The organism is Flavobacteriales bacterium, assembly GCA_016124845.1.
In the GTDB taxonomy this organism is placed as follows: Bacteria; Bacteroidota; Bacteroidia; order UBA10329; family UBA10329; genus UBA10329.
This window is the reverse complement of record WGMW01000056.1, coordinates 54,231-70,099: the sequence shown is the minus strand read 5'-3', so window position 1 is coordinate 70,099 and position 15,869 is coordinate 54,231. Positions and strand designations below refer to the sequence as shown.

Below are 15,869 nucleotides of genomic sequence, written 5' to 3'. Positions count from 1 at the left end.
TTCCAGCGTATTTCTTCCAGTAATTGAATACACTTTTTCTGTGTATTGTATTTTCTATGTATCGCTATCAAATTCATGCTACAATCCTTTATTTGTAAGGGTTTCAATTATCTTGCCATCCGTTATAGGGAGACGCGCGATTCAAAATATACATGCATTATCCATTATTCCGCGCGGGTCGGCTTTTGCTACTGGCCCTTCTGACCTTGTCTTTTCAGACGACCTTCTCGCAGGTTATTACGATTACCTCTTCTGTATCCGACAACAATGGATACGGAGTTTCATGTAACGGTCTGGCCGATGGTAGTATCGATATCACAGTGGCTGACGGGACCGCCCCATATACGTTTGCTTGGAGTACGGCAGACGGGTCCGCTTCGGTCAACGGTGCTACTACCGAAGACCTCACCGGTCTCACCGCTGGAACCTACACGGTGGTGGTGACGGATGCGGTAAGCGAGACCAATACGGTGGATGTGGTGGTAACGCAGCCTCCCGCTCTTTCGGTGTCGCTCTACAGCCCCGATTACAATGGGTACAATATCCATTGCTATCTGGGTGCTGATGGTCAGATCAGTTCATCGGTAAGCGGGGGTGTAAGCCCATATACTTATTCTTGGTCAACCACTGCAACTGCGCCCGATATAGGTGGTCTGACAGCGGGGTATTATCAGGTTGAGGTTACCGGTGCCAACGGTTGTTCGGTGACAGCAGACATTACTTTGACCGAACCGACCGATGTGGTGGCCTCCTTGAGTGTTGCCTCTTCTATTGCATGTGCAGGTGGAACAACGGATGTGAACTTGGGTGTCTCCGGAGGGGTCGGTTCCTATATTTTCAATTGGAGCACCACTACAGGGTCGCCACAGGCAAGTGGGGCCATTACGCAGAACCTTACTTCGGTTACCGCGGGAGACTATACGGTGAGAGTGGAGGATGCCAACGGTTGCATCAAATTCGAATCGACCAATGTTACCGAGCCGGCTGCGCTGACCTATACAGGAAGTCTGTATGAGTATCAGCCCGGAGAGTATTTCAGTTGCCAGACATGTGATGATGGTCAGGGAACCATCACTCCTTCGGGCGGAACAGCCCCATACGCCTATCTGTGGAGTGATGGGCAGACCACCGCTACGGCTACCGGCCTGGCGCAGGGCGCCACTTATACATTTACGGTCACCGATGCGGCCGGGTGTACGGCCAATGGCGAGTTCACCATGCCTGTGATGAGTGGAACGTCCAACTCGCTTGAGCTTGTAGGTACCATGAGTTCGTATGCGGGAGGGTATCAGGTAAGTACGAACGGGGCGTCCGATGGGTGGATAGACCTGATGGTAAGCGGTGGAACATCGCCCTATACCTATCAGTGGAATACCAGTAATGGTTCTCCTTCAGCGGTGGGTGCGACCACGCAGGATCTCAGCGACCTTGGGGCGGGGACGTATAGTGTGATCGTTACAGATGCCAACTCCGAACAGGCGGAGAAGAGTTTTACCCTCAATGCTCCGGCAAATGTGCTCTCAGGCTATTTCAATTCCGTGGATGTGTCCTGTAACGGTCAGGCCGATGGTCAGTTATCGGCCGTGGCCATGGGTGGAACGCCCCCGTATCAATATCTCTGGACCACGTCTGATGGTTCAGCGCAGGTGAACAATGCCACTTCTGCCTCCGTGCAGGGTCTGGCACCTGGACTGTATTCGGTACATATTACAGATGCTGTCAACGCTGGGGTGGACATTTCTTACCAGATGAGCGAACCAGATGCCATTGTCACGTCCATCACTCCGAGTTTCGACCAAGGGGGCTATCAATTGCAGTGTGGCCAGGGAGGCTCGGTGACCCTCGATCTGACCGTGAGCGGGGGTGTTGCACCCTATACGTTCCTGTGGGACAATGGCAAGTTCACCGAAGATATTACGGTCACCTCCGGTGGAGATTACAACATACAGGTGCAGGACAACAATGGGTGTGTGCAGTATGACGTGTTCACTGTCAATGCGCCTGATGCGCTACAGATGGATGCGGACTGGACCATCTACTCGAATGGACAGTTGTTCAGCTGTGAGACCTGCGAGGATGCGCAGTTCACCATGATTGTAACAGGGGGCTTCAACCTATTACATTGACGCTCACATCAACGTATGGTACTCAGAACGGACCCGTTTTCACGGATATTCATGCAGATACGGACTATTCGCTTCAAATCGTTGACGGTCTTGGCTGTACCATCGACCTTACCGGGGCGAATGGGATCAATGTTCCCCGTGACGGATTTCATAGTCTTGGGGTAAGCGCTTCCCTATCTTCATATCCTGGAGGCTACAACATCAGCAGCTTTGGTGGCAATGATGGATGGATCGACCTTAACATCTATGGGCAGATGAGCCATGAGACCATATTGTGGTCAGATGGCAATACGGACAAGAACCGTGGTGGACTGACAGCCGGAACGTATGAGGTTACGGTGAGTGACAATGCCGGGCAGAGCATTACCAAAAGTTGGACATTGACCCAGCCACAGGCGGGCATGTCGGTCATGGTAAGCGGCCAGTACAGTAGTTGCAGTAGCAGTGGCCAGCTGAATGCAATGGTCAATGGTGGCACACCTCCCTATTCCTATCAGTGGACGGGTCCGAATGGCCCGCTGGCAGATGCTTGGAGTACGGTCATGGTCACCTTGGTGGGACATTATGACCTGACGGTTACCGATGCGAACGCGCAGATCGCTCTGGCAAGCATCGATCTTCAAAGCGCCCCGCAGCTATGGGCCGATGTGAATTCTCCGCAGATCTATGGCAATTTCAATACCAGTTGCACGGGTGGTGACGGCAGTATTGTGATTGATCTGCATGATGGTATTCCTCCCTACACCATTGATGTCACGTCAACGGCAGTTACCAGTGATTCCTATTCAGGGACCACGGCCACAGGAGGGGTTTCGCGGTCAAGCATCCATCTTACCACCAGCGATGCCTCGGCAGTAGTGGACGCGTTGGATCCAGGAAGTTACAATGTGAACATCAGTGACATGAGCGGATGTGGCGGGCAGAACTATAGCTTGAACCTTGCGGAACCCGATCCATTACTCGTATCCGTTGTGCCTACGGTGCAACCGAACGGCTACTATATCGGTTGCGAGACCTGCGCGGACGGACAGGCCGAGATGCAGGTGACCAATACTTACGGCAATGTGGAATATGTGTGGGCTCAGGTGCCAGAGGAATTTGTCGAATCACGTATTGAGGGAGCAAGTCTCTTCCAGCGGTTTGAAGATGGCGATGTGGACCCCACGGAACTCTTTGATGGCGGGCTTCCCTTCATCATCGGTACCGCTGCACAACAGGGTGGCCTGGGCGGAGGGGTGATGTATGCGGCCTTTGCCCGAGATGAACTGGGCTGTTTCGGAGGAGAAGAGTTCTCTTTGGAGAAGCCGAATCCGGGTGCTGTTGGAGCTTCGGGTGCAACTGGGCCAACAGGTGCTACGGGAGCCACAGGTGCAACGGGTCCGCAGGGAATTGCAGGTGTCACAGGCCCTCAAGGTGCTACGGGTCCTCAAGGTGTAACAGGTTCACAGGGGGCTGTAGGCCCGACCGGGGCGCAAGGTCCACAGGGTGTTGCTGGTGCGCAGGGTGTAACAGGTCCTCAAGGCATTCAGGGTGACCTCGGCCCACAGGGCCCAACGGGTGCGCAGGGCCCTCAAGGAGTTACTGGAGCCACGGGCTCACAGGGTATTCAAGGCGCAACGGGTGCGCAGGGTGCAGTAGGCCCGACCGGGGAGCAAGGTCCACAGGGTATCGCTGGAGCACAGGGAGCAACAGGTCCCCAAGGCATTCAGGGCGACCTCGGCCCACAGGGTCCAACGGGTGCGCAGGGACCTGCCGGAGCCAATGGAACCTCCGTACAGATTCATGGAAGTGCAACCACCTCTACCAACCTTCCAGCTTCAGGGAACACTACAGGAGATGGTTATCTCACGCAGGATGATGGCCACCTATGGGTATGGGGCGGCACTGATTGGACGGATGTCGGGCAGATACAAGGCCCTGGAGGTGCTACCGGGCCACAGGGTCCCGCAGGATTGCAGGGCGCCACAGGCCCGCAGGGACCTGCCGGACAGGATGGCGTGGAACCCGCACCCGCTTGGAGGCTTGGGGGAAACTCTGGAACGAACAACTGGCTGGGTACCGATGACAACACGGACCTGGTGCTGAAGGCCAATAATCAGACCCAGTTGAAACTTGGTAGTGATGGGATTACGGAAGTGACGCAGCAGTTGAAGATGAGCAATCTGGAGGAACTGGTACCGGATGCAGCGGATGCTGAGCCCAGCATTCTGGTGATCAGGGCGGATGGAAGCGTGGCAGCCGCACCGCCACCGCCAGAAGGGTTCCTCCACTTTTGGGCCGACAGGACCGCGGGATCTTGCGGTTCCATTGATGGGGGTAATTCCTATCCGCTTGAGGTCATGGGTTCTTGGAGTTACGACATCAATGAAATATACAGCTGTCCGCAGGTGAACGTGGGCATCGGGACGGATGAGCCGATCGCCAAAATGGATGTGAGAGGCCAGACGTACAGTCAGCTACTGAGTGTGAACACCTACGACAGCCCGGCCAAGCTCACAGTGAATGCCAGTACAGGGTATGATGGCGTGGAGATCAGAGATAAGAATGGTCTTGCAGCGTTCAATGCAGATGAGAATGGAAAGATCATCATTGGGAAGGAATATTACAATCAGTCAGGAGGTAGAGCAAGCATTTACCTTGGAAACAGTACAGACCATTACATCAGTGCCGTGCAAGGGTTAGGGCTTAGTTTCAGTACCATCGGAGGAGCCGATGCGCTGGTAGTTAAAGACGGTGGCTATGTTGGGGTAGGAACAAGTAATCCCACCGCTCCTCTACATTTAAACAACAATGGAGCACATGCTAACACGTTCAAAATTGACGTTTACGAAGATTATCGTTCGGCCATTGAGGTCTTTCAAAGCGGCACGCAGAACTTTCTGGTGCAGGGAGATGGAAAGATATGGGGACGTGAGTTGAACGTAAAGGTCGGAACCTTTCCTGATTACGTGTTCAAAAAGGAGTACGTGCTTCCAGCATTGACGGAGGTGGAGGACTACGTGAAGAAAAACAGTCACCTTCCCGAGGTACCGTCTGCCAAAGAGGTGGAGGAGAATGGTATGAATGTTGGCGAAATGAATACCCTACTTTTAAAGAAGGTGGAAGAACTTACTTTGTACCTGATTGAACAGGATAAGCGGATCCAGCAGTTACAGGACGAGGTCAACAACTTAAGAGATTAAGAGATCATATGTGGTCAGTGCGAACATCAGTATTCATAGTACCTTTTCTACTTGTGGCCATTATCGGGTGCAAGAAAGACCCGATAGAGCCGGGAGCACCCGAAGTAAAGGACAAATGGGAGCTTACATCAACATCCACCATGCATATCGATCATAGCAATTCGTATCAGATTCAGTTTGATGGTCAAGACCGACTGTTTGCCATCCAACGTTATCCAGGCAGTAGTTTCACCTACTGCCATTGCGAGACCGATCAAGGCATATGGACAAGATTCGCCATCGACTCCATGAATACGATTGTCAATCGTACCCTTCTGACCAAGGTCTCTCGGGACGGTAACCTGTGGGTGCTTACAGATACCCGACTGATAAGGGTCTCGTCCTGCGGTGCATTTGATTCATATACCGTTGCCAGTTCAGATTCTTTGTCATTATCTATCGAAGATTTTTACAATCGCTTTGTGGGAATCGAGATCGTGGATGGTACGCCATGGCTGCTGCACGCCACTTGGGGGTTGTATCATTATGATTTCGAAACTGAGGCATTGGTTCATCATCCCATACTACACCCATATCCATTCTACAATGACCTGAGTGAAATAGGTTATTTTGAATCTCTTGGGGCGGGTAATGACGGGTATGTCCTGTTTTCCAACAACGATGGCAGGGCATGGGTGCGTCATTCTTCTGAAAACATAGCGGCATTGTTAAGTCCAGGATGTTATGGCTGCCGATACAATTCGTTCCGATCCGATCGCCAAGGAGACCTCGTTGCAACCATTACAAATGACGGAGGGAACAGTCATGTTCAGAGGGTTCCTGAATACACAGATGTACCCACATTGGCACTCTCCGAGGCACCTCATTACTATTCGGGTTCCGTGTTCGACTATGACGGCTTTCTGGCCTACTACAGTGGTGGCCCCGATTATCAGCCGTACATAGGGCTTCAGCCCAATGGTGGTGACGAATTGACCGTGAATGCACGCGATGCGATCGAAGAAGGGAATGTCATCGTTCACGACTTGGCCTTCAACTCAAACAATGAACTTTTTGCGGCAACGGATAAGGGCGTGATCAAATACTTGGGCAGGGATGAATAGGGCTTGGAAAATAACGGTCATCCTCGCGTGGGTCTTCTTGGTTGTAGGGCTGCACGGTTGCAGAAAGGAAGCACCCATCTATCCGAATTGGATAAGCTATAGTGCGGAGCAGGTGGGGCTGGAGTCATTCCGTGAGTTTACCATCTGTGCTGACGTTTCTGGAAACGTCTATGCGGTGCAGGCCACCGATGAGACGAACACCTACAAACTGTTCTACCTGCAAAAGGGAAGTGATGGATGGCAGGTGTCCGAATTTGCCTTTGTGCCTCAGGACCCCTATTACCTTTCCGATGGAAACCACATGAAAAGCACAACGGATGGATCGGTATGGCTGTTGGGCATGGAGGCCATGGTACGCTTCAAGGATGGCCAAGTGGCGCAGACCTACCCGATGGACCAGTTCATTGCAGAAGGAGTCCAAATAGGGATCAGCCATTTTGCAACGTTTGGATCCGAAGTTTGGCTGGTGCATTATAGCTCTGGGCTGTTTCAACTGAATGTGGAAACCGGGGAAACGTTTCACTATACATATCCCGGCTACGTAGGTACCAGCGTGTTGCTTAGCGTGGACAACGTGGGCAACAAGTGGATCACCATGCATGATTACTGGAATAACATTGTTGGGTTGATGGCTGATGGAAGTTGGCAGCGTGTCATAGATCCTGATTCGCTTCTCGGATGCCCTGACTGTGCCGCGTGGGGAGGGCCGCTGTATGAAGATTTCCGGGCCATGGTTGCCGATGGGACAGGTAATACCTATCTGTTTACTGACACCCAGCTTTTTCGATTAAGCAATGGTGTAGTGCAAAGTTTGGCGTTGAGCATTGACCCATATATTGATGGGTTCACAGTAGATAGAGAGGATCACCTTTGGTTTTATCGCAAGGATTGGATAGCTGTTACCCCACCCCTCTCCATCCTTTACCGCTACAAAGGAGGAGCTGCAGAGGAGACAGCCGACCTGACACAGGTGTTTGAAGGAAATGTATGGCCATACGATCTGGCCTTTGACCACAACAATAATGCATGGGTGGCCACCAACATGGGCATTGCCGCGTACAATGAAAATGGAGTTGAATTTTAAAATTCGAAAATGAATTTAACAATTAATAGAATGATCCAGATGGTCGGACTAGTATTTTTTGCTGCATTTTGGGTAGCGGAGTTGTCTGCGCAGGAAAGGGATTCGCAACCTTTTTCGAAGCAGAAAATTAACCCTTTAGATTTGGTAAAAGATGAAGAGAAGGCTGTCTGTATTGACTTGGGTTATGAAAATGATGTAAAGGTCTTATGCAATAAGGGGGGTGATGTCACAGGAACTTTCGAATCTCAGAACAAGGGAAGTGAGTTTGAAAGATTGACCAAGAGCGTTCTTCGAATAAATGGCTCGTCAATAGAAGTTTCGCGATTGCCATCCTATGAATGGATTGAAGACGGACGGTTGCTGGTACTTTATGGTAGTCCCCCCGGTTCTCATAGGGGAGGAGGTATTGCCGTTGAAATTGTGTCTGTAGTTGACGGTCGCTCAACAGGTTTGATACAATGTGGTTCGAGTATTTCAAGTAAACCTGTCGTGGGGTCGAACAATGATATATGGCTTGTCGCTGACTATAATATATCCAAGAGGGAAATTCAGCTACTTCATATTTCAAATACAGGCGAGGTTTCTTCGCGAGTATCCGTTCCACTGATTTGGTCTCCGACCTTGAAATCTTCCCCTGATAAAACAAAGTTTTTGCTTTGGGGATATTCATCTGATGAATCGAGCTACAAGATTTATCTATTTAACGAACGTGGTGCAATGACTTATTTGAATGGAGGTCTATTTGGAATCAACACTTGGGTCACAAACAATGACATTTTCACAACAGATGGATTGCTATGGAGGGTTGTTGATGTAAATGATGCTTCCAAGGTACTTGTTGAAGGAACTATGTCCGAACAGCGTCTGATTGTGTATCAATACTCATCATTGCCTGACGGGCGGGTTATTATCATTGGGTCCAGCACAGATGCCAATCCTCAATGGTTTGCGGTGGTAGTCGATTGGAAATCTGGCACTGTAAATCGGTATTCAATTGATTGTAAGGGATTTACCCCAAGTAATGCAAGACAATTTGGCTTACGCGCGGATGGAGATGTATGGTTGAGTTCTGGGAATAAACAAATCTTTCTGAGATGAGTAATTTAGTAGCCCGCCAAGTAGTATTAACCTTGCTTATTGCATCATTTTCCCTCGTTTCATTGGCGCAGTCTCAGCAAGTGAGTAGACTCCGGGTATTGCCGGCAAATTCCGTTGGTATGTATGTTGATTTTAAGTGTCCTTCAGGTTCACAGAATGTCACATATGAGCTTTCTTATATGAATGTTACGACCCAGAGCAGTTATACTTTGGCCACTATATTTTCTGGGTCATCAGCTGGGTACTTGTTTACGTATACCATTCCAGCTGCCCAATTCAATCAATCGGACATGTATAGGTTCAAGGTAGAAGAACAGGGAAGTGGGACAAGCACAACCGTTATGCAATCTTTTATTGTTGTATGGTGTTCCTCGCAAAATGACATCTTGCATACCTTCAATCAGCCCTATGGTTCTGGTGCCGTTCGTAACCTGCACGAAGGGTTAGATGTGCTTGGTGGGGGTGCACAAGTAAGAGCCGCAAAAGGCGGTTTTATCAATGCAGTTAATCATCCAGATGTAGATAATGTGCAAATCGTTATACAGATATTTGAAAGCAATGCAGCATTCCCACTGAGCATTGGGTCAACGATGGAGTTGTATGAGTACAATCATGTTGGAGATGGTTCCTTTGCTGAAGCACTTTTTTTACTTGCATCCCAACAAATGCTTGAACCACCAAGCGTTCATCCTGGACAGATATTGGGCTCCATTGGAGAGAATCACTTTGCACCCCCATACGAAGACCATGTTCACATGGGTTATTATGTTGGGGGGACCTCTGGTAACCCGGCAAATTTTAGAAATCCTTTGAAATTATTCCAAGAACCTGGGCATAGAGACCCGTATCAGAATGCCCCGCAGCTTTATGATCTAGATGGTGATCAGTTAACATTTCGGTTCGCTGAGAATTTATTAGCCCCTAATTATGGGCCTTTGACTTATTTTCCTGAACCTCAAACACAAGGCATGCCTGTTAAGGTTTGGGGAGGTGTGGATATTGCGGTTGAATTGCATGACCTGCAAGCTGCAAGTGGTCCACCATACGTAATGCCTTATGAAGTCGGCTATAGTTTTGGCAGTTTACCTGATTTCAAACTTTTCAAATCTGATAATTGGCTGGCCATTGGTTGTAACCCCCCATGTTCAACGTGTGATTGCTCCACTTTTGTTGATGCATTAACAGATCGGTCTAACCATGATCAATCTGGTTGGGAAGAATATAGAGTGCTGATTCCTACAAATACGTCTGCTAACACGGGCAATGGTGCAGATATCTCGCAGGACGAGTGCTGGGCCACAGATGCTCATAGTTCGGTTAACACACCCAATGGGTATACTAGCGGCTATAGTAAAGCAAGATGCTACGAGGAGGCTAAGTTTGAAGACGGGACTTACACGGCCAAAGTATCATTTTCAGACTTGGAACATCCAAATGGGGAGGTTTCCCGGAATGTAATGGTTGATAATTTCAAGCCCTATGTTAAACACGTAAGAATAAGTACCGGTCAGAGTCCTTCCGAATTTTCCGGGGCCGAAATGATTTATGAGGGGCGTAGGGAATGGAATGAAAGTACGGGCGAACTAGAATTACACCCATTTAATGGTTGTTGCGGTTCAAGCTCAAGGGTGCTTGGCTATGCCAATCCATACCATGATGACGTTTATATTGAGGTCACCTTCAGTGAACCGATGGATGGGTCAAATCCCCCCGTGGTTTCCATTCCCTCGATAACCAGCGGATATACGGCACAGTTGCAAAGCACGTCTTCATACGATGAGACAGTATTCGAATACTTAGTTTCCAGTTCTGACCTACAGACAAACTTGACAGAAGATGTACATGAACTGGTTATTTCAGGTACAGACAAAGCGGGCAATGGACTTACTGGTTTTGACGAGAGTGCAGAAAACATCAGTGCAACTCAGTTACCCAAAAGGACCGGTGCGTCTACATGGTCAAGTACTTACGGGCTACCATCAGATGTGACCCATGAGTTTCATACGATGACTCCTTGCACTCCTGCTGGATTTTTGTTTGGTGGAGGAGGAAACACAGCGCCTGTTAATCCATGTGTATTCACCGATTTTGATGCATCTCCACTGGTGGGAGATGCTCCTTTACAGGTCAGCTTTACTAATCTGTCAACAAGTGCAGCTCCTGTGGCGTCCTGGCTTTGGAACTTTGGTGACGGAAGCAGCAGTTCGGACGAAAACCCTCAGCCTCATACATACACCAGTCCCGGAGTTTACACGGTTCGGCTTACAGTTACCGATCAGGCTGGTGTAAGTGACTTTGAAGAAAAAGTGGCCTACATCTATGTAACTGAGCCAAGTGGAGGCGGTTCTCCTTCTCCATTACAAGCAGATTTTTATGGTTCGCCATACGATTCACAGACAAACAGGGTTGAATTAACGCAAGGCGATCTGGCAACATTCTATGAAGATGTATCAGGGGGTACCGGAAGCCTTGTCTATGAATGGGATTTCCCGGGAGGTACTCCGTCTTCTCACATTGGTCCTTACCCACCGGAAATTGAGTACGACCAGATCGGACTGTGGAATGTGACCCTTACGGTGACAGATGGTAGTGGAGCTTCTGATATGATGCTGAAGCAAGGGTACGTGAATGTAGGTTTAGGTGCCGATCCCCTTGTCCAACCGAATCCATGCTTTGAAATTGTGAACACAAGCTCTGTAAATCAAGGCTATGCCGTCTATGATTTTCTGAGTTTTCAGGCAGATTACCCAAGTGGCGGAGTTCCACCTTATAGCTATACATGGACACTGACCGGGAATGGTGTCAATCAGGTTCAATACGGAACCTCGTTGTCCCATTATTTTACGCAGCCGGGCCAATACACGGTTACGCTTTCGGTCGATGATTCCAACCCGGTCACCTCTGGGTACTCATGTTCGCAAACATTCAATGTAGTGTCCAATGGAGGGGTCTCTACCATTAACCTTACTCGAACCCCGGCATCGGTATCTACAGGTAGCGAATGGATCTATCTCAATGCGACCTATAGTGGTTCAAATGTCAGTTCTGCAAACTACTATTGGCAATTCACTTGTCCTACTGCACAGGACTTTACAGTACATGAATATGTCTTCCCTACAGATTATGATGGGTACAATGGCGTTTATCAGGCCTCGTTCAGCATTCTGGGGGATGTGTCCTATAGTGTGGTATCGCTGCAACCGGACCGTTTGGGGCCTGGTAATTGGACCGTTCAATTACGAATAGAAACAGTAGGGGGCGACCCGGTGCTCAGTAATCCGGTCAACATTTCCATAGCAAGCCCACCTACTTCGTCTTCGGGACCTGAGATCACGGGTATTACGTTTCATTCCAACCCTAATGCAGTCGCCCAACCAAATGGGCAAATGGGGCAATGCTATTTTGTTCCTCACCCGAATCTTGGAGTGGGTCCTGTTGTCATTCCTGGAGATTCGCCATTTCTTGCTGGGGATAATGCAGTATGCGATGCACAGGATTATCCAAATTGTCCGTGTAATCAAGAGTATCATTTTTTAAATGATGAGATAACAGCATACGGTGGATCACCAGGAGGACAGATTTTACTAAGGGATGGTTCGTGGGGAAGTGCGTGGGAAACTGCCTTCGGAAACGATTGGTTCTATGGTTCTGGTGGGATATGTCCAGAGTATGGCTCAGGGCATCAGGATGGCTGGATAAGAATCGATAACAGTTTTACGTGGGATACACCTTGGCATCAGGATATTTCGATTACGGTGACAGACCGATATGGACACCAAGCAAGTATCAGTCAGCCAATTACAGTTTTTCGCTGTTTGACCCAAGCCGATGCGGGAAACGATATAGTGGCATGTCCGGAGAGTATCTATACCATAGGAGGTGATGTGCAGTCAGGTACCAAACCGCCCTACACATTTTCATGGGATTTTCAGTCAGGTGGAGGTCTTCCTGGGGTGGATATTACTGAAGTTGTATCGGATCCTGCCTTGTTGAATCCTATACTTACAGTTCCAGATGGTACCGTTACGCTTGAGTTGACCGTTTCGGATGCTTTCGGGAATTCTGCTACCGATGCGATAACCATAACCGGAAGTTATGTGCAGGCGGATGCGGGACCTGATGTCAATCTGTGTTTGGGCAATTCGTTGGTGTTGGGTGGTGCGGTTACTGGAGGTTCGGGAGTGGGTTATACATACTCTTGGTCCCCTACCACCGGATTGAATGACCCCCATGTGCAGAATCCGTTGTTCACACCTTTGGGCAATGGCGTCTATACCTATACGGTCACAGTTACTGATGGAAACGGGTGTTCCGATACGGATCAGATAACCATTACGGTAGATGACGATAAACCGATCGTTGATGCTGGAGATGATGTTGTTTCCTGCCCTGGAGGATATGTGACATTGGGGTTGGATGTGACGGGGGGTGGAACAGGCAATTACACGTTTGAGTGGAGTCCGACTTCTCCTGTGGATGTGACACAAGCAAATGGCGCCTTATCTACAGAGGCCCCGTTGGGAAATACCAATTACCGTGTGATCGTAACGGACGACAACGGTTGCACGGGCGAAGATTGGATAAGTGTATTTATTGATAACGACCTTTCTGAAGGTGTTACGGCCAGTTCTGGCGTACCGGTTGGAGTGTGCCCCATGGGCAGTTTCGAACTGACCGCTGTGCCAACCGTGGCGGGTAATTATACCTACAGTTGGAGTTGGGGTGACCCGGGACTTGGCAATGAAGGGAATGACCAAGGTTCTCCTATTACCACAGGTACATTTGGGAATCAGACCTACACATTGGAGGCAACCAACCTAACCACCGGTTGCATCAGCTGGGATGAGGTGAGTGTAGTAGTGGATCCAAGTATGGGGCCAACGGCAACGGTCGACCCTTCTCAGTTGGTCATGTGCTATGGCGCAGGTCCAATGGATGTGCAGGGAGGTGCCAGCGGTGGTACGGCACCGTATAACTATGCTTGGTACTTGGGTAACTCAGATCTACAGGATGCCATGTATTCTTCATCACCTACTGCTGTTGCCCTTTCCAATTCAAGTACGGCCTCGGTACCCTACAATGGCGTAAGTGCCTACATGAATGATAATGGGCTTGCTCAAGCCGATGTCTGGTTACTCGTCACCGATCAGAATGGATGTGTAGGCACGAATTCACTATCAGCTGTTGCCGACCCTGAACTGGCTATTCATGGACTTTATGCGCAGAAATATAGTTGTTCAGGCGATCCTGTAACAATTGGAGATGGAACTGAGGTGACTGGAGGTACTCCTGATTACCAGTATGAATGGTTACACCCAACGGTACCAATTGACAATCCTAACCAACTGATAACGGTTGCCTATCCTGATCACACAGCATACATGAAGTTCAGGGTGACGGATGCTCTTGGATGTGCAGTTGAGGCTGATGCTGGGTTAGGTTATGAGTATGTCAGATTACATGTTTTTGAAGAACAAGGAGACCCTCAGTTAGAACTCGAATCTCAATTGGGTTTATTTTGTCCGGGGCAGGAGATTTGTATTAAGAACTCTATGTATGGTTATTGGCGTAATTTTGACTTAGGGCGATGTTCTGAATCAGGGTTATATCCGGGTAGTTTCACTTTTGTGTCCAGCGTTTTTAACTATGCAAACGGACCCTGTGATGTTTACAATGCTGTGGGGTCCAGATTTTCTGACGATTTCGTTTCTTATACGGACTTGCCTGAGCAAGTTACTGTTGAAGGGGATGGATGCCTCACATTTAGTGCACCGGGCACCTATGATTTCACCGCGAATTATGAATTTAGATACGGCTACTCGTGGACTGCAAACCCACCTTCTTGGTACGGTCAACCTGGATGTACATTAACGTATTCAAACCCAATACACGTGGAGATTCAACCAATGGCAACCTTCCCTCCCGAAGACCCTACCGAATATGTCAATGGGCCAATCAATCAGCCATCGCCACAGAACGATAGGTATGCCGTTGACCTGGAGGTCGCCATCGATCAGTATTGGAATTCCATTTCTACGGTCGTCTCGGCTGGTATTCAGGCAGACCATGTTGCAGCAGATTGGGTCAGAATACATCCGGGCTTTAAGGCAGAATATGGATCGGACTATACTGCGAGGATCAATCCGTGTATGGAGTTTGCAAGTGGTAAGTTTGCAGGGGAAGATGAGGAGGGTGACACGTTGAATACGGATTCGCTCACCTACGCAACAGCAAGGGATTCCTTGCTCATGCAGCAGGGAATGTTCAATAAGGGAGATGTGTTCTCTGTTTACCCTAACCCGAATTCAGGAGAGTTTACCGTGGTTTGCACAGACCTTAAAAAGTTGACGGTCATGGATGCTTCCGGCCGTTTGGTCTGGCAGTCGGATGTTCCACTGAATGAGGCAAGCGACCAAAGCAATATGGAATTGAAGTTGAGTGGTTTCAGTAACGGGGTCTATATTGTAAGGGCCATGAGGACAAATGACGTCAACCTGTTCAGTCGGGTGGTGGTGCAATAGGTGGTGCCACCCTACCTTACGTTTCCCACCCGTTCATCGAATAGCGTTGGGGGCTTGGTCGTTTCGTTCGTAACTCTAAGCTAAAATTCTTACTTTCGCCAACCTTTTCAAAAACTAAGAGCGAGCGCGCATAGATTCAACCTCTACCCGAACTTACGTTAGCTGAACATGATAACACACCTACACGGTGTCTTGGAAGAGAAGACACCTGCAAGTGCTGTCATAGATTGTGGTGGGATCGGGTACGCGCTGTCGATATCCCTTAACACCTATACCCAATTGCCAGAGAAGGGCACGGTCCGCCTGTTCACTCACTTGGCCATTCGGGAAGACGCGCATGTGCTTTACGGTTTCTTCAACCGCGATGAGCGCGAATTGTTCCGTCAGCTCATCTCCGTTTCCGGTGTGGGAGGCAATACGGCCTTGGCCGTGCTTTCGAGCTTGGACCCATCGGGCGCCAAGCAGGCCATTACCAGCGGAGACGTGGCCACGCTGAAGTCCATCAAAGGCGTGGGACCCAAAACGGCTGAGCGCATCATCATCGATCTGCGCGACAAGGTGGGTAAGCTGGAAGTGGGAGAACTTGCCTTTATGGTAGGACAAAATAAACAGCGGGAAGAGGCGTTAACCGCCCTGATCACGTTGGGCTTTGCCAAAAATTCGGCCGAAAAGGCCATTGATAAGGTAATGAAGGCCCGCGGCACCGACCTCGCTGTGGAAGAAATCGTAAAACACGCCCTGAGCAATTTCTGAGC

At 49.4% G+C, this 15,869-nt stretch carries 7 protein-coding genes; all 7 read left to right on the top strand.

The genetic code is table 11. The features are described from left to right. Window positions 1-152 precede the first annotated feature (152 nt). The 7 genes from GC178_17860 to ruvA all read left to right on the top strand — a co-directional run bounded on the left by GC178_17860 (window position 153) and on the right by ruvA (window position 15,867). Window positions 153-2,126: a hypothetical protein gene (locus tag GC178_17860; GenBank protein MBI1289437.1), complete on the top strand. Its 1,974-nt coding sequence runs from the start codon at window positions 153-155 to the stop codon at window positions 2,124-2,126. Further along, window positions 2,123-5,308 (top strand): hypothetical protein, encoded by a 3,186-nt coding sequence (locus GC178_17855; protein ID MBI1289436.1) that lies wholly within the window; start codon window positions 2,123-2,125, stop codon window positions 5,306-5,308. The genes GC178_17860 and GC178_17855 overlap by 4 nt, the downstream gene beginning before the upstream one ends. 17 nt (window positions 5,309-5,325) lie before the next feature. Then, the gene (locus GC178_17850; protein MBI1289435.1) at window positions 5,326-6,411 is read left to right on the top strand and encodes a hypothetical protein; all 1,086 of its coding nucleotides are present in this window, start codon (window positions 5,326-5,328) and stop codon (window positions 6,409-6,411) included. Further along, window positions 6,404-7,495, top strand: coding sequence for a hypothetical protein (locus GC178_17845; protein ID MBI1289434.1), 1,092 nt, complete (start codon window positions 6,404-6,406; stop codon window positions 7,493-7,495). Before GC178_17850 ends, GC178_17845 begins: the two co-directional genes overlap by 8 nt. Before the next feature lie 9 nt (window positions 7,496-7,504). Next, window positions 7,505-8,593, top strand: a complete 1,089-nt coding sequence (locus GC178_17840; protein MBI1289433.1) for a hypothetical protein — start codon at window positions 7,505-7,507, stop codon at window positions 8,591-8,593. Next, entirely contained in the window at window positions 8,590-15,114 is a 6,525-nt protein-coding gene (locus tag GC178_17835) for a PKD domain-containing protein (protein MBI1289432.1), read from the top strand. Before GC178_17840 ends, GC178_17835 begins: the two co-directional genes overlap by 4 nt. Before the next feature lie 168 nt (window positions 15,115-15,282). After that, entirely contained in the window at window positions 15,283-15,867 is a 585-nt protein-coding gene (ruvA, locus tag GC178_17830; GenBank protein ID MBI1289431.1) for a Holliday junction branch migration protein RuvA, read from the top strand. Window positions 15,868-15,869 lie beyond the last annotated feature (2 nt).

Bases quoted from the DNA above. Each gene is read 5' to 3' on its own strand.
- GC178_17840 (MBI1289433.1), top strand. From the start codon at position 7,505: ATGAATTTAACAATTAATAGAATGATCCAGATGGTCGGACTAGTATTT.
- GC178_17835 (MBI1289432.1), top strand. From the start codon at position 8,590: ATGAGTAATTTAGTAGCCCGCCAAGTAGTATTAACCTTGCTTATTGCA.
- ruvA (MBI1289431.1), top strand. From the start codon at position 15,283: ATGATAACACACCTACACGGTGTCTTGGAAGAGAAGACACCTGCAAGT.
- GC178_17845 (MBI1289434.1), top strand. From the start codon at position 6,404: ATGAATAGGGCTTGGAAAATAACGGTCATCCTCGCGTGGGTCTTCTTG.
- GC178_17860 (MBI1289437.1), top strand. From the start codon at position 153: ATGCATTATCCATTATTCCGCGCGGGTCGGCTTTTGCTACTGGCCCTT.